We start from the raw sequence: 23244 nt of genomic DNA, 5'->3' as shown, positions 1-23244 counted from the left end.
TCCGTGACCGCTCGGTCGGTCCCGTTCGACGGGTGGTGACGCGAGTGGTGTCACTCCAGAAGCTCCCGGACCGACGCTTTCAGGGTTCGGAGGCCGACCGCGGCCGCAGCCAGATCGACGTGCTCGTCGTAGGTGTGGGCCTGCCCGAGTTTTCCCGGTCCCCACGTAATCGCCTCGATGTCGGCGTCGTTGACGAAGTTGCGCACGTCGGTCGACCCTTTCACGCCCCAAGGCTCCGTGGAAACGTCGGCGTGCTCGGCCGAGTGTCGCCGGAATACGTCCGCGAGATCGCTGTCGGTGTCGATGGCCGCCGACTCGTAGGTTCGGGTGCGTTCCCAAGACGTCTCGATCCCGTGGTCGGCCTCGACGTCGGCGAGCAGGGAATCGATTTCGTCGTCGATGGCGTCGGCCGACTCCGAAGGAAGGAACCGGCGGTCGATCGTGATGACGGCGTCCTCCGGCACGACGTTCTCTTTCGTCCCCGCCTCGATTTTCGTGATCGTGGCGTGAGCCTGTCCGACGAGTTCGTCCTCGCGGTCGGCAATCTCCTCGTCGTAGGCCTCCAGCGCGTCGAGCACCGGCCGGGCGTTCGTGATCGCGTTGTCGCCTTGGCCGGGACGGCTGGCGTGCGAGGGGTCGCCCTCGACTGTAATCTCGTACCACGCGAGTCCCTTCTCGCTGGTCGCGGTTCGCATCTCCGTCGGTTCGAGCACGACGCCGTAATCACCACCGTACCCACGTTCGAGGAGCGTCTTCGTCCCGGGTTCGCCCGTCTCCTCTCCGATGGCCGCATGGAAGACGACAGAACCTGAACGGTCGCCGGCGTCGATCTCTGCCCCGAGGTCGGCGAGAGTCATCATTCCGACCGCGACGCCCGTTTTCATGTCGGCGCTGCCGCGGCCGTAGAGCCGTCCGTCGTCGATCTCGGCCGCGTAGGGCGAGTGTGACCACTCGTCCAGGTCCCCTGCCGGGACGACATCGATGTGCCCGTTGAGGACGACGGTCGGCGCCCCCTCGCCGACCCGGGCGGCGACCTGCGGGCGGTCCGCGTACGGTTCGTCGACGAGTGTGGCGTCGATGTTGCGGTCGGTGAGCCACCCGTGGATGAACTCCGCGGCGCGCTTCTCGTTACCGGGAGGGTTCTCCGTCTCCAGTGAAACCAGTTCGCCGATGAGGGCGGTCAGTTCGTCGTCGGTTCGGGCGTGTTGACGTGACATCGTTGATCGTCCGAGACGGGCGGTCACCGGCGGAACGGTCCGCGACCGACCACGACCGGGGGTCTGCCCACGCAGTCCCGATACCGGGGCCGTCACACCGTGTGCCACTCGTCCACTCGCCAAAAACATGCCAACATTCCATAATATAACCACCGGTGCGTGAAGTTTTGCTGCGTTGCTGTTCTGTTTCCCCCGAAAGATGGGCCAAACCCGCCGAAACGGGTGTTGGTCCACACCAGCGACGGGAGTCGCTCGGTCACGCACGAACGATCAGGTTTTTGTCGTGGGACGGCGTGTCGACTGGTATGGCAACACGTGGTTCCCGTGGTTCGGGGCGTGCGGGCGCGCAACTCCCCGATGTCGTTCCCTTCGACCTCGCGCATCTGACGCGGTTGAGTTGGGAACTCGGGTCCCGGGTGATCGACGACGACGGCGTCGCGTCCCACGGCGAGTGGGTCCACCGCGGCTCGCCGTGGGCGGTGGCCGTCTTCGACGTGACCAGCGAGACGGTGGTCGTCCGGGTCCGGACGCCGACAGGGCGAGAGCACTTCTACGGCGCCGCCCGCATGGACTTCGATGCGGCTCTCCCGGCGCTCGATACGGACCCCGACTGGCGGCGACGCGAGTGAGCCTGACCCGTCACCGACCCGGCACGCCACGCCCCACAGCCACGCGAATCGAGTAGCTGATCGGCGAGCACCCGAGGCGTCGGCGGGAGCGAGCAGCGGAACGTACGTAGACGCCGATGGCCACGGAGTGGAACACGATCAACTCCTGCCCGAGGGCCGCGAACGGGTGTCACGCCAGACAGGAGGATCACACTCACCGGGCGTGGTCGTCGCTGCGGCAGGACGCCCAAGCCGGCCCACGCGGCGTCGTTCTCAGAGTTGATTTTTTCAGGCCGTAGTTATTTCAGGTAACGCGCGGCACTACGGACGATGGACAGGGTGTCGGGACGACAGGGGGGCGCACTCGTCGCGGGGGGTGGCTCCCTGCTAGTGGTCGTCCACTCGATTGTGGTCGTGCGGCTGTGGCCCCGTGGGGAAGTTCTGGCGGTGCAGGGACTCGTCCCGCTGCTCCTCGCGGTGGGGGTGACGGGAGCCGGGATGTTGCTGTGCCGATCCGAGTGCCTCCCCGAGGGCGCAGGGCGTCGAATACTGGGATGGGTCGCCGGCGGGGTGACGGTGTTCGCCGCGGCTACCGCATGGTTGCTCCTCACCGTCACGGCTCGCGGCCCGGCGGCCACGGCCCCGGAGCGCATACTGTTCGGTGGGATGACTCTCGGCGCCGGCGTGGGACTGGCCGTCGGTGTCTACGACGCGCGGGTACGACAGCAGCGACGACGGACGGCACAGTTGACCCGGATCAACGACACGCTCCGTATCGTGACCCGAGAGGTCGTCCACGCGACCGACCGGACGGGACTCGAGACGACGGTCTGTGAGCAACTCACCCGGTCGGGCATCTACGACAGCGCGTGGATCGGACGGTACACGCCGGGAACGACCCACGTACGGCCGGTGGCGTGGGCGGGCCACGACGAGGCGTATATCGAATCACTGGAGATAACCGTCGATCCGTCCGATCCGGCCGGGCAGGGGCCGGGCGGGGAGGCAATCAGGACGAGAGAGATCCAGCCGATCCAAGATGTGTTCGCCGAGCCGAGCCTGGAACCGTGGTGGGACATGCTGGCCGAGAAGGGTGTCGAGTCGATGACGGTCGTCCCGCTGGTGGGCGAGGACGCCGTCTACGGGTTCCTGAGTATCTACGCCAACCGGGGGAACGTATTCGACGCGCCGGAACGGGAGGCGCTCTCCGAGTTGGGCGAAAGCATCGGCCACGCCCTCGACTCGATGACCGCCCGCGACCGACTCGCGCGACGCGAGCGTGAACTCGCCCGGCAGAACGAACGACTCGACGAGTTCGCGAGCGTCGTGAGCCACGACCTCCGGAACCCGCTGAACGTCGCACAGGGCAACCTCGAACTCGCACTCGAAGCGGGAGGGGACGGGGAACGCCTGGATCGGGTGGCGGGAGCGCTGGACCGCATGGACGAGTTGATCGACGACGTACTTACGCTCGCCCGGAACGGCCGGGCGGTGAGCGAGTTCCACCCGGTCGACCTCGGGTCGGTCGCCGAGAGTGCGTGGGAGACGACCGACACCGGGGACGCGGCGCTCGTCGTCGAGGACGGCATCGGGACGGTCCAGGGCGACGAACAACGCCTGGCGCAGGTGTTCGAGAATCTGTTCCGGAACAGCGTCGAACATGGTTCGACGGGCAGTCGGACGGAGTCCGACGACAGCGTGGAGCACGGCTCCACGAGCAACCGGACAGGGTCCGGTGACAGCGTCGAACACGGTTCGACGGACGACCAGTCGGAGGGCGATGGAACGACAGCGGACGGGGGACCGACGATCACCGTCGGATGCACCGACGACGGATTTTACGTCGCCGACGACGGATCGGGCATCCCCGAAGAGAAGCGCGACCAGGTATTCGAGACGGGCCACTCGACCGACCCGGAGGGAACCGGGTTCGGACTCAATATCGTCCGAAACATCGGGGAGGCACACGGCTGGTCGGTGACCGTGACCGAAAGCGAGACCGGCGGCGCCCGCTTCGAGTTCGGCGGCATCGCGGCCGCCGAGGACGAACGGGTCGAGCGGCCGCGGGTCGAGAACGGGTAGCGGGGGACAGCCGGCGGCTTACCCGCTGACACCGGTCCGAAACCCGCGCTGAACCATCATGGCGTGGGCGTAGTCGGCCTCGGAGAGGACGCCGACGAGTGCCCCGTCACGCTCGACGATGGCGGTGAGACCGTCCGCCCCGCGGAGTTGCACGAGCGTGTCGAAGGCGTCGGCGGCCGAATCGACCCGGGGCACCTCGCGCATGATCTCTTGGACGGTGATCGCCGAGTGGTCTCCCCGCGGGGCCGCCTTCAGGTCGGCTAACGTGACGATGCCGACCGGAGCGCCATCGTCGGTCACGAGGTGGAGCGGCTGGCGGTCACGGAGCATGCGGGTGCCGAACGCCTCGACGGTCGTCGTCGCGGCGACGGTGGCCGGGTCGTGAGTCGCGATGTCGCCGACGGTGATTCCGTCGAAGAGTTCGTCGAGGAGGACCGTCTTCGACTCCGTAGTCGCGGCCCCATAGATGAAAAAGGCCAGAAGCAGGAGGACGATCTGGAAGTTGAGGACGCCGACGATGGCAAAGAGGAAGGCGAAGCCGACGCCGATCCGCGCGGCGATGCGGGTCGCGGTACCGTAGGGGTACGACCGGGCGAGCAACGCACGCAGGACACGCCCGCCGTCCATCGGGAAGGCCGGGAGAAGGTTGAACCCCGCCAGCACGACGTTCGTGACCGCGAGCCACCCGAGAAGGAACCGCGCCACCGGAAGCGACTCGGGGAGCGCGAGGGCGCCGATATAACAGCCCCCGGCGACGAGGAGACTCGAAAGAGGGCCGGCGATGGCGATCCAGAACTCTCGGTCCCACTCCTTGGGGAACGTCGTCAACGACGCGAGACCGCCGAGAATCCAGAGGGTGATCGACTCGATGTCGAGGCCGTAGCGCAGGGCGACCCACGAGTGGCCGAGTTCGTGGACGGTGACGCTCACGAACAGGCCCACCGCGGCGACGACTCCGATGAGCCACGGCGTCGACCCGGCCCGGAGGCGGGCGAGGTCGAATCCAACACCGGTGACCCCCTCGATGATCCCGGCGTAGAGTTCGATCTGTTGCCCGCTGCCGATCAGCCACGCGAGGATCGGAAGGAAGATCAGCAACGACGTGTTGACCCGGATCGGGATGTCCCAGACCTCGGTGATCGTGTAGCTTCGCATGCATTCCTTGGCACAGCGGGACACTTAATAGGTGGTTTGCGGGCTGGGATCGTCGCCGGTTGGCAAACGCTTATCGGCGCCGATCCGGTACAGTCGACGGATCAATGACCGTTCGACTGCTCGATTTCTACGCCGACTGGTGTGGGCCATGTGACGCACAGGACCCGATTCTGGAGGAACTGGCAGAGGATTACGGGGACGTCGAGTTCGAGAAGGTCGACGTCGAACAGAACCAAGACACCGCCAACGAGTATCAGGTGCAGTCCCTTCCGACGGTCGTCGTCGAGAACGACGACGGCATCATCGACCGCTTTGTCGGCGTCACCCAGCGACCCGACATCGAGGCCGCCCTCGACCGCGCCGGCGCGTAACCACCCGTTTTCTCGCGTTCTCCCCGTCCGTTAGCCGCTGGGCTACCACTCGACAGAGAGCCGGGCCATGTTCGTCCACTTTCGTGGGATCTGAAAGCCTGTATAGATAGCTTGAGTCGATTTGGATAACGTATCTGCCCAAAATTATTTATTCTATTGGACACACGTTGTGTATATGACTTGCACGAACCAGACATCCCGGATCGCTTCGCACACGGAGTACGCTCGCACCCGGATACGGTGTGTCGGCTGTGGAAAGGTTGCCCCCGTACCCGCCGACGACGGGGGCGACCGGAAACTGTGCGGACGGTGCAGTGGGTAATCGATGACGGCCACGACCCCGCCGGCGGAGTTGCGGTCGGCCCCGGAGTTCGAACTGGAGTGTCTCTTCGACGATCCGTCGGACCCGTCGGAGTTGACGATCTTTTCCCCCGAGGGCGAGAATCTCGCTACCGAGTGGGTCACCGCGGATCGGTCGACCGCCCGATCACTGGAGCGGATACGGTAGTCGGGGAGACCCGGAACACTTTGTCGCTCGCGTCCGTGTGAACGGTCGTGTTCCCTCCGTCGGCGGCCACGGCCGGCGATCCAGACACGCAAAGCGACGGCGCCGTCGACACGACGGCCGACCTCGATCCCGCGGTCGCCGCTGATCTTCGACGCCTCCGCGACCTGAGCCGACTTCTCGACGACTCGATCCGTGTGCCCGGCACCTCTTGGCGGGTCGGTCTCGATCCGGTGATCGGACTCCTCCCGGTGGTCGGCGACGCGGTCGGTGCCGCCCTCGCGGCGTACGTTCTCTCGGTGGCCGTCCGCACGGGCGTCCCGCGGGCGACGCTGGCACGCGTCGCGTTCGTCCTCTGGATCGACGCCACGGTGGGGGCCATTCCGGTCGGCGGCGACCTGTTCGACGCGTACTGGAAGGCCAACCAGCGAGCCGTGGGGTTGCTCGACGCCCGCCTCGCCGACCCGGCGTCGGCGGCGGCAGACCGGCGATACCTGTGGCGGGTCGCCCTCGGTGCCGTGGTTCTCGGCGCGGCGGCGCTCGGCATCCTCGCCGTGCTCGGATGGTGGGCCGTCGGAATGGTAACTTAATTACGCGCGCCGCCCCGTTCGGCGGTATGACCCTCCTAGACGACACGCGCCAACTCACCGCGACGGGGCCGGTGTGTGACGCGTGTCTGGGGCGCGTTTTCGCCGACCGGAGCTTTGGCCTGACCAACGCCGAACGAGGCCGGTCGCTGCGGATCGCCGCCGCCCTCGACGACGACGACGACTTCGACCCCGTCGAAACCGCGGACTGCTGGGTGTGTGAAGGTCGGTGTGCCGAGTTCGACGACTGGGCGGCTCGCGCCGCCGAAACGGTCGACGACGTCGCCTTCGATACCTATCAGGTCGGCACGCGGACGCCGCCGCTGATCGAGGAGAACGAGCGCTTGCTCCGCGAGGAGATCGGTGCCGAACCGGACGCAGGCGAGCCATTCAAGATGGAGTTCAACCGCGAGGTGGGCAAGCGGGTCGGCCGCCACGTCGACGCCGAGGTGGACTTCGAGCGCCCGCACGTGCAGTTCGTTCTCGATATCGCGGCCGACCGGGTCGAAGCGACGATCAACTCCGCGTTCGTCTACGGCCGATACCGTAAACTCGAACGCGGGATTCCACAGACCGAGTGGCCCTGTCGGGAGTGCAACGGCAGCGGACGGCAGGGCCAGGAGCCGTGTGACTACTGCGATGGAAGTGGCTACCTCTACGACCGGAGCGTCGAGGAACTGATCGCGCCGGTCGTCGAGGACGTGATGGACGGCGTCGACGCCCTGTTTCACGGCGCGGGCCGCGAGGACGTCGACGCCCGGATGCTCGACACCGGGCGGCCGTTCGTCGTCGAGGTGAAGGAACCGCGGCGGCGCCAGGTCGACGTCGAGCGCCTGACGGCCGACGTCAACGCCTTCGCCGACGGCGCCGTCGAGGTGACCGAGCTTCGTCTCGCCACCTACGAGATGGTCGAGCGGGTGAAGGAGCTGCCGGCAAGCAAGACCTACCGTGCCGACGTCGCGTTCGACGCGCCGGTCGAGGCCGACGCCCTCGCAGCGGCGCTCGACGAACTCGACGGGGCGACGGTCGAACAGTACACACCACAGCGGGTCGACCACCGGCGAGCGAAGCTGACCCGCACCCGCGACGTGTACACAGCGACGGGTGAGTTGACCGATCCCCGTCACGCCACGGTCGAAATTCACGGCGAGGGGGGCCTCTACATCAAGGAACTCGTATCGGGCGACGAGGGACGCACCGAGCCGAGCCTGGCCGATTTGCTCGGAGTTGACGCCCACGTCGCCGCCCTCGACGTCCTCACTGTGGAGGGAGAGGACGAACCCTTCGAGGACGAGTCGTACTTCGTGTAGGCGCTGCGTACATACCGCTGCAGCGTCTACGGGATCACATGCCCGATACCCATATCGCAACGCTCGCAGGCGGCTGTTTCTGGTGTTTCGAAGCCCCGTTTCAGGAACTCGACGGCGTCCACAGCGTCACCTCCGGCTACTGTGGCGGCGACGTCCCCGACCCGAGCTACGAGGCGGTCTGTTCGGGGTCGACCGGCCACGCCGAGGCAGTCCAGGTCGAGTACGACCCCGACATCGTCAGCTACGAGGCGTTGTTGGAGGTGTTCTTCGCGCTCCACGATCCGACGACGAAGGATCGGCAGGGTCCCGACGTCGGGTCGCAGTATCGCTCGGCGGTCTTCTATCACGACGAAACCCAGAGAAAGACCGTCAAGGCGACCATCGAACGCCTGGCTGGCACGTACGACGACCCCATCGTCACCGAAGTCGAACCCCTGGAGACGTTCTATCCCGCCGAGGCGTATCACCAGGACTACTACGCGAACAACCCCGAGCGGGCGTACTGCCAGGTACAGATCAAGCCGAAGATGAAGAAGGTCCGCGAGACGTTCGCCGACCGCGTGGCCGAAGGCGGGGAGTGAGTCGCGGCGGGCGACGGCGTTACCCGCCGAGGGTAGCGAACACGAACACGAGGGCGAGATACGACAGGACGACGACGACCGAGATCACTGGGATCGGCGAGAGGAAGCTGTAGTCGCCGTTCCTAGCACTGTCGGGGGAGTCCGCGTCGATGTCCTCAGCAGGGGGCATCACCTCCGGAAGCCCCTTGCGTCGCGCGTCGAACTTGTTGAGCGCGAGCACGGCGACGGCCGTCAGAACGAACGCGAGCGGCAGCGCAATGTAGGGCGTCCGAAGCCCGAAGCCGTACAGCAACAGGATGATCACGGTGACCCCGGCGGCGGTGGCGGCAAAGGGAATCTGCGTGTTCACGTGGTCGATGTGGTCGGAGCCGGCGAAGATCGAGGACATGACCGTGGTGTCGCTGATGGGCGAACTGTGGTCACCCCAGATGGCGCCGCCGAACAGCACGCCGAGCAACACCGGGAGGATCGAGGGGCCGACCAGTTCGTAGCCCAACGGGATCGCGATAGGAGTCAGGATACCCATCGTCCCCCACGAGGTGCCCGTCGTGAACGCGATGAACATGGCGGCAACGAAGATGATCAGCGGCAGGAAGCTCCCGGGCACGCCGCTTCCGACCAGCGTATCGACGATGAACTGGGCGGTGCCAACGTTCTCGGCGGCGAGGCCGATGGCCCACGCCAGGACGATGATCGCGATGGCGATGTTCATCGTCTTGAAGCCGTCGATGATGGTGTCACTCGCCGCTTCGAGATCCATCGTTCGGAGGCCGAGCGCACCGGCGAAGCCAGTGATCATGAACGCGAAGGCGCCGTACAGCAGTCCAAGCGCCACGTCAGTCTCCTGGAACGCAGTAGCGATGTCGACGTCGGGCTGGTAGCCACCACCGAGCCACCACATCGAGACCAGTCCGACGACGAGCAACACGATGATCGGCACGAAGAAATTCAGCAGCGAGGGGTTTTGCTCGCTTGGTTCGCCGACGTCTTGGGAGACGTTCGAGAGGGCGGTCGCGTCCTCGCGGATCGTCTGCCCGGTCGACCGCGCGCGCCACTCGGCGTCAAGCATAGGACCGAAAAAGCGCTGCGTGATCGAGATGAACCCGACCATGAAGAAGGCCATAAAGCAGTAGATGTTCCACGGGATGCTCTGGAGAAACAGGCCGAAGGCACTGACCCCGAGTTCCGAGAGCGTCGCGTCGACTGCCTCGAACCCAGCGATGACCATCGACACCTGGAATCCGATCCAGTTCGAGACGGGACCGAACGTGGTCACCGGCGACGTCGTCGAGTCGAGGACGTAGGCGTGCATCTCCCGGGAGGACTGGTTCTCCTGGGAGAGTTCCCGCGTTGCGTTCCCGGTGACGACGGTACTGGTGTACGAGTCGAAGAAGATGAACACGCCGATAATCCAGGTGAGGATCTGTGAGTCGCGGGCGCCGTCGACTCGATCACCAATCCATCGCTCCAGCGCCAGAATCCCGCCGGAACGGTAGATGAAGGCGGCTCCTGCACCCATGAACATTATAAGGAGGATGAACTTGGTGTCGAACGGCGACCGGACCACCTCCACGAGCCAGTCCATGGTGAGCGCGGTGGCCGCGATGGGGTTCCAGCCGGCGACGATCAGCGCTCCGATCCACACGCCCGCGAACAGCGACACCAGCACCTGTCGGGTCGTCATCGCGAGGATGATAGCCAACAGTGGCGGCGCTAGCGCGAGCACCCCGTAGGACGTTGCCATAGGGCCAGAGTGCTGGTGTTTCCAACATAAGGATTGGGATGTAACGCGGCGTGAGGGTCCGACAGGTGGCTTACAGGTATGGAGGGGCTTCGGAGGCGGCGGCGGTAGCGGTCGTCCCGTGAACCCACCGTCCGGATGTGACTCAGTGGGTACGCGAACCGCGCTCGGCGTCCGGAATCAGGTGTATCGACGCGTCGGGAATCAGCACTCGGACGTCTGAGCCGTGTTCGAGCGCCAGTCGTTCGAACGTCGGCGGCCGAACGTTGGCCGTGAGAGCGAGCGACCCGTCTTCGAGTTCGAGAGTGACCCGATACTCACTCCCCTCGTTCAGCCACCGAGTGACCGTCCCCGAGACTGTGTTCGCCGTTCGATCACCGTCGGTAACGGATGGGGCTTCGATATCGACCCGTGACGGGTGAATACAGGCCGTCACGGCCGAGGATGCGACATCCGAGGCGGTCGTCTGGAGTTGCACGTCGCCAAACTGAACCGTCGCTCCGTCCGGCGTTCGGTTGGTCACGGTCGCTTCGAAGAGGTTCTCGGTCCCGGTAAAGCGGGCGACAAAGCGGCTCGTCGGCCGCGTGAGGACCGTCGACGGCGCCCCTACCTGTTCGAGGCCACCGTCTCGAACGATGGCGATTCGGTCACCGAGTGCCGTCGCCGTGCGCTGGTCGTGTGTGACGTACAGAACGGGGATGTCGAGCGATTCGAACAGACTGTGTAGTTCGTCCCGGAGGCGTTTCCGGATCGGCGCGTCGAGGCTCGATAATGGTTCGTCGAGGAGTAACACGTCCGGATCGGTCGCTAGCGTTCGCGCAAGGGCGACGCGTTGGCGTTCGCCGCCGGACAGCGTTGGTGGCGTTCTCTCGAGCAGGCCGTCCAGTTCGAGAAGCGTCGCGAGTCCGTCGACCCGGTCACTGGCGGTGGCCGCGTACTCGATGTTTTCACGGGCGGTCATATGTGGAAAGAGCGCACCCTCCTGGAAGACCATCCCCACGAGCCGGTCTTCGAGCGGGACCCCGACCAGCTCTCGGCCGCCGAGCTGAATCGACCCCGAATCGGGGGTCGTGATGCCAGCGATGAGCGAGAGCAGTGTCGTCTTGCCGCTGCCGGACGGCCCCAGGACGGCGAGGACTTCGTCGTCGACCGTCAGGTCGACCGGACCGAAGGCGAACTGGCCGTAGGCTCTGCACAGTCGCGAGAGTTCCAGTGTCAGTCCCATGGGTTCGAGGCGACGGTGTTGAGAATCAGCAGCGCCGCGGCGGCGATTAGTACCAGCAGTATCGCGACTGGATAGGCGTTATCCAGGCCGAGTTCGATAAAGGCGACCCAAATCTGGACCGGCATCGTTCGCGGGTAGTACGCGAGCATCATCGTCGCGCCGAACTCACCGATCGCTCGCGCGAAGGCGAGTGTCACGCCGGCGAGAATACCCGGGCCGGCCAAGGGAAGCGTCACGCGACGAGCGGTCGTCAAGCGGCTCTTTCCTAGCGAGCGAGAGGCGTACTCGAGCGTCTGGTCGACGCTCTCGAACGCCGCTTTTGCCGTCACGACCACGAACGGCGACGCGACGAATATCTGGGCTAGGACCACTCCAGCGAGCGACCGCGTGAGTGGGAATCCGGCGGCAATCGCGGCTTCACCGAGCGGTGAACCAGGGCCGAAGACGGTGAGCAACACGATGCCGCCGACCGTTGGAGGGAGCACCAACGGGAGGACGACGGCCGCGAGGACAGCCTTCGTCACGGCCCCGTCGGTGCGTGCGAGCCAGTACGCGAGCGGCAAGCCGAACAGGGTGGCGACGACTGTGCTGATCGACGCCGACAGCAGCGACGTGCGCGCCGAATCCACGACGGTCGGATTACTCATTCGAGCAAGGATATCCCCGGCCGGGACCGAGAGAAACAGCGACACCATCGGCACCACGTAGTACAGGAGCAACACGCCCCCGAGGGCGAGCGCAACGCTGACCCAGTCGAATCCGAACGTGACCGCCTCTGACCGATTCGAGTCTGAACGTGTCGCCATTCAGATCAGGACAGTGATGTCCGAAACCGCTGGTACTGCGTCGCTAGGTCCGTCGAGTCGGGATCGATTCGCGTTGGAGCGTTCCGTTGCTTGTCTGACTGACTGGGGGACATCGCCCGTATAGGTAGGGAACTGATCGCGCAGGAGGAACCCGTGGTCTTCGAGATAGCGCCCGGTCGTGTGGACGTCGAACACGGAGACGGCGGCGTCGCTCATGTGCCGAATGGTCGATCCGTAGCTGATGAGCCCTCCCTGGATCTCTTGACCACTCGGCAGTGTGTACGACGTCGTCGAGTACCAGTCCTCGGCGTACGCGGGATTGCTCAGATTGATCTGATCTGGCAACTCGATGTACTCGTACTCACGCTCAACGGCCATATTGCGGTAGGCAATCGCGGCGTCGATGGACCCCGACTCGAACTGGCTGAGCAGTGACGTCTCGGGGTAGATCTGCTCTCGTTCGAGGATCTGTGCCCGGAGGTTCGGCGCGTCGTCGTAGTACCGGGAGGCGAGTTCGAGCATGAATAGGGTGCGATATCCCAGTGGGTCTTGATCGGGGTCGGTTCGACCGATACGCACGTCCCCGTCGACCATCGGTTCGTACCAACGCTCGGTACCGGCCTCGGCCAGGCGCTTCCCGCCAGCGGTATCCGGATTGTACGCGATGACGACAGAGTTGCTCGTGAACACCGAGTGCCACGACGGTGAGAGCGGCGCTTCGAAAAGCGCCACGTCGGCGACCGAGACGATAGCGGGATCACGTTGCCCCTCGTCGATCATTCGGGCGACGGTCGCAGAGCCGTGTGCTTCGACTTCGACCGGAACGTCTACGGCCCGCTTGAGTCCGTTAGCTAACGCGTTTTGAAGGCTGCCGGCCGCGAGGATAGCGACCGTCGGCGACTGGTCGCCGCCTCGGTTGCGCCCACCGGTACAGCCCGCGATGCCGGCGACGGCCGCGGTTCCAGCGGTCAGGAGAAACCGTCGTCGCGTAGTCGGGGGTCCACCATCCATCGTTCGAGATGAAGAAGTGTTTAATGCAAAAGCTTATCTCAAACACATCTGTTTGACTCGATATGACTGCTGCTGAATCGACGACGCTGACCGAACGGCAGGTTGAGGTACTCGAACTCCGAGAACAGGGGCAGACCCAGCAGGAAGTGGCGGATCACTTAGGAACGACCGACTCGAACATCAGTGCCATCGAACGAGCAGCAGAACAGAACGTCGAGAAGGCCCGCCGGACGTTGGAACTCGTCCGTACGATTCGGGCACCGATTCAGTTCTCGGTTTCTCCAGGGACGAACTTCGACGACCTGGTCGCCAGTGTCTACACACACGGGGACGAGGCAGGGATCGGGGTCGCGTACTGTCGGCCGGAGCTGTATACGCACCTCTACGGCGTCCTCGAGGAGTGTACGAACCAGAACGAACTGAAGACGAGCATTGACGTCGGAATCACCAACGAAGGTGAAGTGAGAGTCTATACCGAGGACCTCTGAGTGCGCCGTCGATTCGTGAGTCTCGCCGGGACAGCGGACACTGTGGAGCGCGAGCGTGCGCGATACGGCCGATGCAACCCGGTTGTTCGGCTGTAAGATATCTCAGCTAGCAGGCGTCGAGTGCCACGCTTTACTACGTGAACGCGACTGGTGTAGGGTATGAGCGTCGTCAGCATCTCGATGCCGGAAGAGTTGCTCGAACGAATCGACCAGTTCACCGACGATCATAGCTACACCGGTCGTAGTGAGGTACTCCGTGAGGCGAGTCGGAACCTCCTCGGTGAGTTCGAAGACAAGAAACTCGAGAATCGAGACGTGATGGGCGTCGTGACAGTGGTGTTCGATTACGAAACGACGAGCGTCGAGGAGAAGATGATGCACCTCCGCCACGAACACGAGGGCATCGTCGCGTCGAACTTCCACAGTCACGTCGGCGGCCACCACTGTATGGAACTGTTCGTGCTGGAAGGGTCGCTCGAAGAGATTTCCACGTTCGTCGGGAAGATCCGAGCGACGAAAGACACGCTCACAATCGACTACTCTGTTCTGCCGCTGGACAACTTCGGTCCCCTCGCCGGTATGGACTGATGTGTGGGCAGAACGCCCGGTCGGTGGTCCGTTACCAACATGTCTTTTTGCTGGGGCGGCGGTCACTAGACAGATGAAATACGATGCAGCGCTACGAAGGCGGACACTCTTCGGGTTAGGGGGGCTCGGGCTACTAGCCGCCGTCGTGTTCGTTTTGATCCAGTTTGAGGCGACACTCGTCTTTGCGATCTTTCTCTACTACGCGAGCCGTCCGATCTATCGCAAGCTTGATAATCTCTCGCTTCCCTCGCGACTCCAGAGCCGTCGCCTGTCCTATCGTCGGCAAGCGCTTGCTGTGACGACAATTGCGATGTTCCTCCTGCCGTTTCTCTTTTTGCTCACCTACACCCTCGTACTGGTGGTGCCTGAAATCCAGCGCCTCGCCGGCGGGAGCGGTCCCGGCGCGACGTATTTCTCCGCACTGCAGTCGGTACAGGGAAGCGGGCTCCCGGCGCCCCTTGTAGGGTTAGAGCGTGGCGACATACTGACGATGAATACGGAAGAGGTTACCGCAATCCTCGACGATCCGGCAGTGCAGACGTGGGCGGAGCGAACGGCTGCGACCCTCATCAACTCGGTGGGCATCGCCGCAGATGCCGCACTTCACGGGTTTATTCTTCTCGCCGGAACGTATTATTTGCTCACCGACGGGTCGCGTCTCGTACGATGGTTTCTCGACAACTTCGACGAGTCGGGGATTGTCGAGTCGTACGCGGTGGCCGTCGACGACGAACTGTCCTCAATTCTCTTCGGAAATATCCTGAACGCATTTGTGACGGGAATTATCGGAATTCTCGTGTTTTCCGCGTACAATCTCGTCGCCCCGGACGCGGTAAACGTGCCGTTCGCACCGCTGGTCGGTGCGCTCACAGGGGCGGGTAGTTTGATTCCTGTCGTCGGGATGAAAATCGTGTATTTGCCCGTAGGAGTGATCCTCGCAGTTGCCGCCGTCACCAGTGGGCAACCAGACGCGTTTGGCTTTGTGATCCTGTTTCTCGTGTTAGCGTTCGTCGTCGTCGATACGATTCCGGACTTCATGATTCGCCCGTACGTGAGTGGCAACCGAACACATGTTGGGCTGCTGATGTTTGCGTACATTCTTGGGCCAATCGTGTTCGGCTTCTACGGCATTTTCCTCGGGCCGATACTGCTCGTCCTCGTCGCACAGTTCGCGAGAACCATCGCACCGTACGTGTTGACTGGCAGTCATCCACACCGACAGTCGAATCTCTCGGACTACTGACTAACTCCCAACATGTTCTTCGGGACAGGTGAGTTTTGCCGCTGACGCTCTCAGCCGGAGCGAATGGCGCGACGTCTCACAGCCAGGTGCACCCATCGGCCGCGAGCCAAAGAGCGACCCACACCTGAAGCACGGATGAGACCACGCGAACACAGCGGGGGTCTGGATACGAACGGAAGGGGGGAGTTATTTACGAGCAAACGCTCCGGGCATCCATGTACACAATCGCCGACCTCCCTATCGAGAACGTCCTCCAGACCGTCGAATACGATCTCGGACTCGAATCGGCGCTCCGTCGGATGTTCGAGCACGGCTACACGCAAATCGGTGTCGAACGCGACGGCGAGTTGGTCGGGATTGTCACCTACAGGTCGGTCGTCCGGACGCTCCTCGCGTTCCACCAACTGGGGGTTGGGCACAAGACGCTCGACAAGATCTCGGTCGGGGCGGCAGTCGAGGATGCACACACCGTCAGCAAGGACGCGAACCTCCTCGCCGTATTCGATGCCCTCGCGGAGTATACGTACATCGTGGTGGATCGAGACGACGAGTGGCGCATCCTGACCGACTACGACCTCCTAACGCGACTGAAGCGGATGCTCGAGCCGTTTCTGTTGATCGAGTCGATCGAAATGCAGTTGCGCGATATTTTTACGCGAGTGTTCGGTGATTCGCTGTCGGAGCAGTTGGCCGAAACGTTCGACGAGGAACACCCACTACCAACACCAGCGTCTATCGAGCACTGCAGTTACGCACACTATGCCCAGTTCATCTCCATTCACTGGGAGGAGTTCGAATCGCTCTTCGACGATCAACAGGACGTGATTCGCGAGTTAGTGCTCGAAATCGGGGACATGCGGAATCAGCTCTTCCACTTTCGCATCGACGACTCGGACGAGTTTGATCGGGACCTGCTCCGCTTCGGACAGTCGTACTTCTCCTCAGTCTGATTCCGTCACGAGCAGGCGGCTTGAGATACATAGTCTCGACCAGCAACATATCGCCAATATTGAAGTACTGCCATCAGGAAGGGCGGCCTGTGACACAGCAGATCCAAAACTACGTTGCCGGCGAGTGGGTCGACACCACCGGCGACGACGGCGAACCTATCGTCAACCCCGCGACGGGTGACACCCTAGCCGGACTGACCTACAGCAGCAGTGATGACGTTGATCGGGCTGTCGCCGCCGGCAACGAGGCCTTCGAATCTTGGAAGGACACGGCAGTCGAGGAGCGAATTCAGCCGCTCTTCCGTTTCAAACAACTGCTCGAGGAACAGCAGGAGGAACTCGCGGAGATTCTCGTCACCGAACACGGGAAGACGAAACAGGAGGCCATGGGCGAACTCCGGCGGGGCATCGAGAACGTCGAAGTCGCCTGTGGCATCCCCTCGATGATGCAGGGAGGTCACCTCCCGGACGCCGCACCCGACATCGACGAGACGGCCGTGCGAAAGCCGCTCGGAACCTTCGTCGCCATCACGCCGTTCAACTTCCCCGGAATGATCCCGCTGTGGTTCCTCCCGTATGCGGTCGCGACGGGCAACGCGTTCGTCCTCAAACCGTCCGAGCGGGACCCACTCGTCATCCAGCAGATGTTCGAACTCATCGACGAGGCCGGCTTCCCCGACGGCGTCATCAATCTGGTCAACGGTAGCGTCGACACGGTGAACAGCCTCATCACCCACGAGGGCGTCGCGGGCGTCTCCTTCGTCGGATCGACGCCAGTGGCCGAGCACATCTACGAGACGGCCGCCGCGGCCGGCAAGCGCGTCCAAGCACAGGGCGGTGCGAAGAATCACGTCATCGTCTCCGACAGTGCCGACATCGAGTTCGCAGCCGAAAAGACGCTCTCGTCGGCGTGTGCCTGCGCGGGTGAGCGCTGTCTGGCCAACGACGTCGTGCTCGTCGAAGAGTCGGTTTACGATGAGTTCGCCGAGGAACTGACCGCGCAGGCCAACGAGATGACAGTCGGGTACGGCCTCGACGACGTTGACATGGGTGCGCTCATCACGCCCGAACACGAGTCCCGCGTTCGGGACTTCATCGATGGCGCACTCGACGAGGGGGCGACCCTGCTTCAGGATGGCCGTGACGTCTCCGTCGACGGGTATCCCGACGGCAATTTTCTGGGCCCGACGATCTTCGGCGACGTCGAGGAGGAGTTCGCTATCTCACGTGAGGAGGTATTCGGCCCGATCGTCGCACTCGCCAGCTACGACACCTTCGAAAAGGCCATCGCGCGACTGAACCGCAGCGAGTTCGGTAACGCCGCGAGTCTGTTCACCGAGCGAGGCGCGGAAGCCCGAACCTTCCGTCACGACGCGGAGGCGGGGAATCTGGCGGTGAACGCCGGGACGGCCGCTCCGATGGCGTTCTTCCACTTCGGTGGCCGGAAGGCCTCGTTCTTCGGTGACCTCCACGCACAGGCCGACGACATGATCCGGTTCTACACCGACGAGACGATCTACATCGAGCGCTGGCCCTCGGCCTGAATCGGCGAGCAGAACGTCGCCACTCTCCGTCTCGTTGGGTGGAAATACGTCACGTGCTTCGGAGGTCGATGTGCTGGGTAGGAACGCTCCGGGAGCGATCGGTGTTGGGGCGGCCGTGACCCGACCTGTGCGTTTCGTCGGCGTGATGTGTAGAGGTCCACCACGCGTCACCACCGCAAAACCGCCGGGCTGATCGCCCGCTGGTTCCCGAAACCGAGGCGGAGTCCGACGAGGAGACGTGGTCGAGGGCGTCGGCCCACGCCGGTCCGAGTGACGGCCGACCAGCGGACCCGAACGGCTTTGAGCCGTCCTCACCACCTGCGGATATGATCGGTGCCGACGAGGCGGGGAAAGGACCGGTGTTAGGGCCGATGGTCGCGGCGGCGGTCCGGGCGCCGGACGCGGCGCTTCCGGACGGCGTCGACGACTCGAAGCGACTGTCGGCGACACGCCGCCGCGAGTTGGCCGACCGTCTCCGGGGCGACGACGCCGTCGACGTGGGCGTGGCCGTCGTGACGCCGGCCCGGATCGACGACCCCGAGACGGACATGAACGGGGTGACCGTCGCGGCACAGGCCGAGGCAATCACGGCCGTCGCGGCCGACGGCGATTCGGTCGTCGTCGACGCGGGCGACGTGGACGCCGGGCGGTTCGGCCGGCGGGTTCGTGAGGCCGTCGGCGCCACCGTGGAGATGCGGGCGGAACACCGCGCGGACGAGCACTACGCCCACGTCGCGGCCGCGAGCGTCGTCGCCAAGGTCGAACGCGACACCCGGATCGAGGCGCTGACAGAGGCGTACGGGGACGTCGGGAGCGGCTACCCGAGCGACGAGCAGACCCGAACGTTCCTGGCCGAGTACGTGGACGAACACGGGCGCCTGCCGGCGTGTGCGCGGGCGTCGTGGGCGACCTGTGACGACGTACTTGCGGCGGCCGAGCAGTCGTCGCTGGCCGACTTCTAAGGCGGGACGCCGCCTACCGCGTCAGCAGCGCCCGCAGGATGTCACCGTAGGCGGGCCGCGTGAGCAGAACACCGACGATGACACCGAGGATGGTGAAGATGGCAAAGCCCTGGAGGTCGCCGAGCGAGAGGACGGCGAGCGGACTCATGGCGATGATAGTCGTCGCGGCGGCGGCGCCGATGACCCAGAACGCCTTCCGGAAGCGCGACTGGAAGACGCGCCGACTGTTCACGTCGCCTTGGGCCATCACCTCGTCGGCGATGATGATGAGGTCGTCCACCCCCGTCCCGATGACAGCGATGAACCCGGCGATCACCGAGAGGTCGAGCGGATAGCCGATGCCGGCGGCGAAGCCGAGCAGGATCACCACCTCCGAGAGCGCGGTGACGATCATCGGCACGGCAACTTCCACTTCGCCGTAGCGCAGGAAGACGACGCCAGCGACGGCGAAGACGGCGATGACGCCCGTAATCAGGGAGTCGGTTCGGAACCGCTGGCCCTGACCCGGGGCGATGTACGAGGAGGTGCCCGCGCCGTCCGGCCCGATGTCGAGTGCGGCGGGCAGGGCGCCGGCACGCAGGTTGATCGCGACGTCCTGCGCGCCGCTGAAGTTCTGGGTCTGGAGGACGAACCGTGGGTCCTGTGCCCAGTCACCGGACTGCATCCCGCCGGCCAGGCCCGGACTCATACCGAAGGAGTTGACGACTTCGCCGTCGACGACCAAGAGCAGGCACGGATCGGTGTTGTTAGGGCTCATACCGTAGCGACACTGCGAGCCACCGGACTGGGCGACGCCTGTCCGGATCATCTCCTCTTGGAACGTCGGGGCCACGTCCTCGCGCACCACGACCGGCACGCGCGGTTGCTGGCCCTCGCCACCCTGTTCGGCGGTACCGATGCTCTGGAAGTCGTCGCGTTCGAGCACGGTCGTCTGCTCGTAGGCGCCATCGTCCGTGGCGTAGTAGGCGTCGACGCGGACACTCCCGCGCTCGTTCACCAGGTCGACGACTTCTTGGCGGTTCTCGTCGGGCACCTCGACGAGGACGAAGTTCTCGCCGGTCGGGGTGGTGATCTGTTGGACCGTCCCACCGGAGAGTCCCGCCTCGTTGATCTTATTCGAGAGGACATCGACCGTCTGGGAACGGGTCGCCTCGGTGACCCCGCCGCGGGTCGTCTCGTAGCTGTACCCGGCGGCGTCGAGAGCGGTCCCGAGTTGGGCCGGCGTGACGCCGTCGGTGGTCACCTCGACGGTACCGCCCGTCTGGGACTCCTCTCTGACGATGACGTCGGCGACGGTGGCGTTCTCCAGACTCGCGGCCACGTCGCGTTCGATCTGTGGCGGCTCCGTCCCGCCGAATTCGACGCCTTCGGCCGTGACGCCGACCAGCGGCGCGCGAATGCGCGTCCCGCCGGACAGTTGGAGGCCGTACTGCAGGTTGGTCACGCCAGCGCTGGCAAGCCCCGGCGTGTCGGTGTCGTTGCCGCCGACGGTCGGCGAGAAGAGGGCAAAGAGGCTCGCACAGAGCACGAGTGCCAGTAGGATGACCCGCCAGTTGTCACGGATCGTGCCCATCAGTTCGCCACCCCCTCGTACTTGTACCAGCGCAGGAGACTGAGGTTGAGCATGTAGGTGTTCATGAGGTCAGTGGCGAGGCCGAACACGAGGACCGTCCCGATGGCCGCGAGCAGTTGGATACCGAACACCGTCGCCACGAGAGTCATGACGATCATCGCCGACAGCGAGGTGAGCGTCATGGTCACGCCGGTGCGCATCGCGCGGTGGGTAGACTCGTAGAAGCCACCCGACCGCCGGAGGATGTGGTTATTGAGCAGGATGTCGGAGTCGACGCTGTACCCGATGAGCATCAGGAGGGCGGCGACGGTCCCGAGCGTGAGTTCGATGCCGAGGAGGTTCATCAGCGCCACCGGCACCACGATGTCGGAGAACGCGGAGACCACGACGGCGATAGAGGGGACGAACGTCCGGAACATCAGGAAGACGAGGACGCTCATCCCGAGGAAGGCGAAGGCGACGCCCCCGAGTGCGAGTCCCTGGGTGCGCGACCCGAAGCTCGCGGAGACGGTGTAACTCGACTGTACCTCGAATCCGGCATCGCGTGCCTGTGTCTCCAGCGCCGAGACACCCGTCTCGTCGGTCTGGAACGTGAGGATATACGTGTCATCGGAGGGCACACTCCGGATGGATTCGGGCGCCGGATCGAACGTCTGCTGGATCCGTTCGCGTGCCTGCCCGTCCGGTGCGTCGACCGCGACTCGTAGCTCCGCGCCGCCGGTGAAATCAACGCCGGGATCGACCGGCGCGCCAGTTGCGGCGTACCAGCCGCCGACGATCAGGAGGGCAACGGCGAGGATGACGAGCGGTACGGCCGCAAGCTGGCGATTCGTGTACCGGGTGTAGTCGATTTCCGGTACTTCGAACGCTACCATGCTCGCCGGTCCACCCCGACGCCTACTAAGCCTTCTTATGTCGCCCCGGACCTGGCCGGAGTGACAGTATCACGATCCGCCGCCGAGGCGAACCCGCCCGATCGGTGCCGTCATCTCGACGCCCGCGTCGTCGAAGGCTGCCTGAACGTCCCGGTTCACGCGGTCCCGCACCGCCTTCCACTGGTCCAGTGTCTCGATATGGTACTCGAGCCTGATCCTGAGGGAGGCGTCGCCGTAGTCCCAGAACCACGCATCGGTCCGCTCCGGGTCGACGCCCTCAACGCCCGCGGCCGTCTCTGCGGCAAGGTCGAGCGCCGCCGCCATCTCCGTCGGCGTCGTCGCGTAGGGGAGACCGATGAAGGTCTTGACCCGGCGGGTTGGCTCCGACGTGAGGTTCGTGATCTCGGTGCCGGCGATAGCGGCGTTCGGGAGCGTCACGACACGACCGTCGAAATCCCGAAGTCGCGTCGTCCGGAGGCCGACCTCCTCGACGGTTCCCGCCGTGCCGTCGATATCGACCGTGTCACCGACGACGAAGGGCTTGGTCGCGAGGATGTGCGCGCCGCCGAAAACGTCGGCCATGGTCTTGCGGGAGGCGAAGGCGACGGCGACGCCGCCGATACCCAGCGAGGCGATGACCGCCGTCACGTCGTAGCCGACGGAGTCGAGGACGACGATGGCGGCGGTGGTGACGATGGCGACGTTGGTGATCCGGCCCACGATGGGAACGAGTTCGTCGTCCAGTTTCGACTCCGTTCGATCCGCGTACGCCGCCGCGTACGTCTCGATGAACCCGTCGGTCAGGCGGACGGCGATCCAGGCGAGAGCGACGATGATCGGAATCCGGATCGAGGCGTTCAGAGCCGATCGGAGGGGTTCGACGGGCGTGAGCACCTCCCGACCGAGGGCGACGCCGCCGATCACCCCGAGCAACACGACCGGCCGGCCGACCGACTCGAGAAGGATGTCGTCGATCCGGGTCTGAGTCGCCGCAGCCCGTTTCTTCAGCCGTCGCCGGTACAGGTAGCTTAGCGACCGCCCGATCACGGCTCCGAGACCGACGATGGCGAAAAAGAGGAGATACTGCGGGACCGAACTCCCGAAGTGGGTCTCGGAGAATATCGGTTCGATTGACATTTATGGCCCGAACAGGCCGCACCGGCATAACTCTAGTGTCGCCGGGGGCGTCGGCCTACGGCAGGTAGCGGACGCTCACCACGCCGGGTTCCGAGCGGACGACCACACGCGCGACGCCGAGGCGGGCCGCCCGCGAGCGGAGTCCCTCGCTGTCGTCTAACACGTCGGCGACGGCGGCGTCCGTCTCCGATTCGGTCACCGTCAGCACGTGCACCTCGCCGGTGCCCGCACGCTCGCGCCGGGTGAGTTCGCCGACCGCCTGCTCGGCCGCGATTTCGCGGGCGAAGGTCGTCGGCGCCTCGGCGCTCTCCTCGATACTGATCTCCCACCGGTCGTCGACGGTCGCGAGGCGCCACGCCACCTCGAGCGGTGGCTCTGGTTCGAGGCGGCCCTCGATGGCCTCGCCGACCGTCACGTCGGGGTTCGTCGCGAGCGTGTGGACCTGACCGTCGTCGACGTCGGTGAGGACGGCCGCGTCGTCGTCGGCCGCCGTCACGAGGAACGTACCCGTCTTCTCGTCCATACGTCGCCGTAGACGGTCGACGGGTTTCGGCGTTTCGTCACGCCGAGGGTCGTTGTCGCTCGCGGGACGACCGTTCACTGGTGGTTCCGGTCTGGCGGGTGACGCACAACCGGTTCGGCAAACGACGCCGCCACGCTGGTGGCCGCCGTCGTCTACGGCTAC

Annotated in this window: 23 protein-coding genes; 13 read left to right on the top strand and 10 right to left on the bottom strand. The window is 64.8% G+C overall.

Translation table 11 applies throughout. From position 1 onward, the window contains the following. Window positions 1-50: 50 nt before the first annotated feature. On the bottom strand, window positions 51-1217 hold the full coding sequence (locus tag NO878_RS12405; RefSeq protein WP_256406312.1) for a M20 family metallopeptidase: 1167 nt from the start codon (window positions 1215-1217) through the stop codon (window positions 51-53). A gap of 305 nt (window positions 1218-1522) precedes the next feature. On the opposite strand from NO878_RS12405, the gene NO878_RS12400 reads away from it, so the two are divergent. Together NO878_RS12400 and NO878_RS12395 are read left to right on the top strand one after the other, a co-directional pair. Continuing rightward, window positions 1523-1846: a hypothetical protein gene (locus NO878_RS12400; RefSeq protein ID WP_256406311.1), complete on the top strand. Its 324-nt coding sequence runs from the start codon at window positions 1523-1525 to the stop codon at window positions 1844-1846. Between the two features lie 309 nt (window positions 1847-2155). Next, on the top strand, window positions 2156-3907 hold the full coding sequence (locus NO878_RS12395; protein WP_256406310.1) for a receiver/sensor box histidine kinase: 1752 nt from the start codon (window positions 2156-2158) through the stop codon (window positions 3905-3907). Between the two features lie 18 nt (window positions 3908-3925). Here the strand turns inward: NO878_RS12395 and NO878_RS12390 are convergent, their stop codons facing one another. Then, window positions 3926-5062 (bottom strand): site-2 protease family protein, encoded by a 1137-nt coding sequence (locus NO878_RS12390; protein WP_256406309.1) that lies wholly within the window; start codon window positions 5060-5062, stop codon window positions 3926-3928. A 104-nt stretch (window positions 5063-5166) separates the two neighbouring features. Here NO878_RS12390 and NO878_RS12385 point away from each other — a divergent pair, with 104 nt between their 5' ends. The 5 genes from NO878_RS12385 to msrA all read left to right on the top strand — a co-directional run bounded on the left by NO878_RS12385 (window position 5167) and on the right by msrA (window position 8416). Continuing rightward, complete coding sequence (locus NO878_RS12385) at window positions 5167-5433, top strand: thioredoxin family protein (RefSeq protein ID WP_256406308.1); 267 nt, start codon at window positions 5167-5169, stop codon at window positions 5431-5433. A gap of 325 nt (window positions 5434-5758) precedes the next feature. Further along, the gene (locus NO878_RS12380; protein WP_256406307.1) at window positions 5759-5941 is read left to right on the top strand and encodes a hypothetical protein; all 183 of its coding nucleotides are present in this window, start codon (window positions 5759-5761) and stop codon (window positions 5939-5941) included. A gap of 47 nt (window positions 5942-5988) precedes the next feature. Continuing rightward, on the top strand, window positions 5989-6528 hold the full coding sequence (locus NO878_RS12375; RefSeq protein ID WP_256406306.1) for a DUF4112 domain-containing protein: 540 nt from the start codon (window positions 5989-5991) through the stop codon (window positions 6526-6528). Between the two features lie 26 nt (window positions 6529-6554). Next, window positions 6555-7835: a tRNA pseudouridine(54/55) synthase Pus10 gene (locus NO878_RS12370; RefSeq protein ID WP_256406305.1), complete on the top strand. Its 1281-nt coding sequence runs from the start codon at window positions 6555-6557 to the stop codon at window positions 7833-7835. A gap of 38 nt (window positions 7836-7873) precedes the next feature. Continuing rightward, entirely contained in the window at window positions 7874-8416 is a 543-nt protein-coding gene (msrA, locus tag NO878_RS12365; protein WP_256406304.1) for a peptide-methionine (S)-S-oxide reductase MsrA, read from the top strand. Between the two features lie 19 nt (window positions 8417-8435). Here the strand turns inward: msrA and NO878_RS12360 are convergent, their stop codons facing one another. From NO878_RS12360 to NO878_RS12345, 4 genes are all read right to left on the bottom strand, one after another. After that, entirely contained in the window at window positions 8436-10100 is a 1665-nt protein-coding gene (locus NO878_RS12360) for a Na+/H+ antiporter NhaC family protein (protein WP_343218062.1), read from the bottom strand. A gap of 202 nt (window positions 10101-10302) precedes the next feature. Then, entirely contained in the window at window positions 10303-11382 is a 1080-nt protein-coding gene (locus NO878_RS12355) for an ABC transporter ATP-binding protein (protein ID WP_256406302.1), read from the bottom strand. Beyond that, a complete protein-coding gene (locus NO878_RS12350) occupies window positions 11373-12188 on the bottom strand; it encodes a molybdate ABC transporter permease subunit (protein ID WP_256406301.1) in 816 nt (271 codons plus the stop codon). Before NO878_RS12350 ends, NO878_RS12355 begins: the two co-directional genes overlap by 10 nt. Further along, window positions 12189-13199: an extracellular solute-binding protein gene (locus NO878_RS12345; protein ID WP_256406300.1), complete on the bottom strand. Its 1011-nt coding sequence runs from the start codon at window positions 13197-13199 to the stop codon at window positions 12189-12191. It abuts the gene before it with no gap. 62 nt (window positions 13200-13261) lie between these two features. Between NO878_RS12345 and NO878_RS12340 the strand changes: the two genes are divergently transcribed. The 6 genes from NO878_RS12340 (at window position 13262) to rnhB (ending at window position 18974) form a co-directional block, all read left to right on the top strand. Then, window positions 13262-13687, top strand: a complete 426-nt coding sequence (locus tag NO878_RS12340) for a Tfx family DNA-binding protein (protein WP_256406299.1) — start codon at window positions 13262-13264, stop codon at window positions 13685-13687. A gap of 159 nt (window positions 13688-13846) precedes the next feature. After that, on the top strand, window positions 13847-14275 hold the full coding sequence (locus tag NO878_RS12335; protein ID WP_256406298.1) for a CopG family ribbon-helix-helix protein: 429 nt from the start codon (window positions 13847-13849) through the stop codon (window positions 14273-14275). A gap of 73 nt (window positions 14276-14348) precedes the next feature. Further along, complete coding sequence (locus NO878_RS12330; RefSeq protein ID WP_256406297.1) at window positions 14349-15518, top strand: AI-2E family transporter; 1170 nt, start codon at window positions 14349-14351, stop codon at window positions 15516-15518. 215 nt (window positions 15519-15733) lie between these two features. Continuing rightward, complete coding sequence (locus NO878_RS12325; RefSeq protein WP_256406296.1) at window positions 15734-16468, top strand: CBS domain-containing protein; 735 nt, start codon at window positions 15734-15736, stop codon at window positions 16466-16468. Window positions 16469-16557: 89 nt separating this feature from the next. Continuing rightward, the gene (gene mmsA / locus NO878_RS12320) at window positions 16558-18012 is read left to right on the top strand and encodes a CoA-acylating methylmalonate-semialdehyde dehydrogenase (protein WP_256406295.1); all 1455 of its coding nucleotides are present in this window, start codon (window positions 16558-16560) and stop codon (window positions 18010-18012) included. A 326-nt stretch (window positions 18013-18338) separates the two neighbouring features. After that, the gene (rnhB, locus tag NO878_RS12315; RefSeq protein WP_256406294.1) at window positions 18339-18974 is read left to right on the top strand and encodes a ribonuclease HII; all 636 of its coding nucleotides are present in this window, start codon (window positions 18339-18341) and stop codon (window positions 18972-18974) included. A gap of 13 nt (window positions 18975-18987) precedes the next feature. Here rnhB and NO878_RS12310 read toward each other — a convergent pair whose 3' ends face one another. The 4 genes from NO878_RS12310 to NO878_RS12295 all read right to left on the bottom strand — a co-directional run bounded on the left by NO878_RS12310 (window position 18988) and on the right by NO878_RS12295 (window position 23082). Beyond that, on the bottom strand, window positions 18988-20547 hold the full coding sequence (locus NO878_RS12310; protein ID WP_256406293.1) for a preprotein translocase subunit SecD: 1560 nt from the start codon (window positions 20545-20547) through the stop codon (window positions 18988-18990). Beyond that, complete coding sequence (gene secF, locus NO878_RS12305; RefSeq protein ID WP_256406292.1) at window positions 20547-21422, bottom strand: protein translocase subunit SecF; 876 nt, start codon at window positions 21420-21422, stop codon at window positions 20547-20549. Before secF ends, NO878_RS12310 begins: the two co-directional genes overlap by 1 nt. A gap of 69 nt (window positions 21423-21491) precedes the next feature. After that, window positions 21492-22559, bottom strand: coding sequence for a mechanosensitive ion channel family protein (locus NO878_RS12300; RefSeq protein ID WP_256406291.1), 1068 nt, complete (start codon window positions 22557-22559; stop codon window positions 21492-21494). 55 nt (window positions 22560-22614) lie between these two features. Next, a complete protein-coding gene (locus tag NO878_RS12295) occupies window positions 22615-23082 on the bottom strand; it encodes a DUF5812 family protein (RefSeq protein WP_256406290.1) in 468 nt (155 codons plus the stop codon). Between the last annotated feature and the right edge of the window lie 162 nt (window positions 23083-23244).

The organism is Haloplanus ruber, assembly GCF_024494725.1.
GTDB lineage: Archaea > Halobacteriota > Halobacteria > Halobacteriales > Haloferacaceae > Haloplanus > Haloplanus ruber.
The sequence above is the reverse complement of the archived record's forward strand: the minus strand, read 5'-3'. Positions and strand labels throughout refer to the sequence as shown.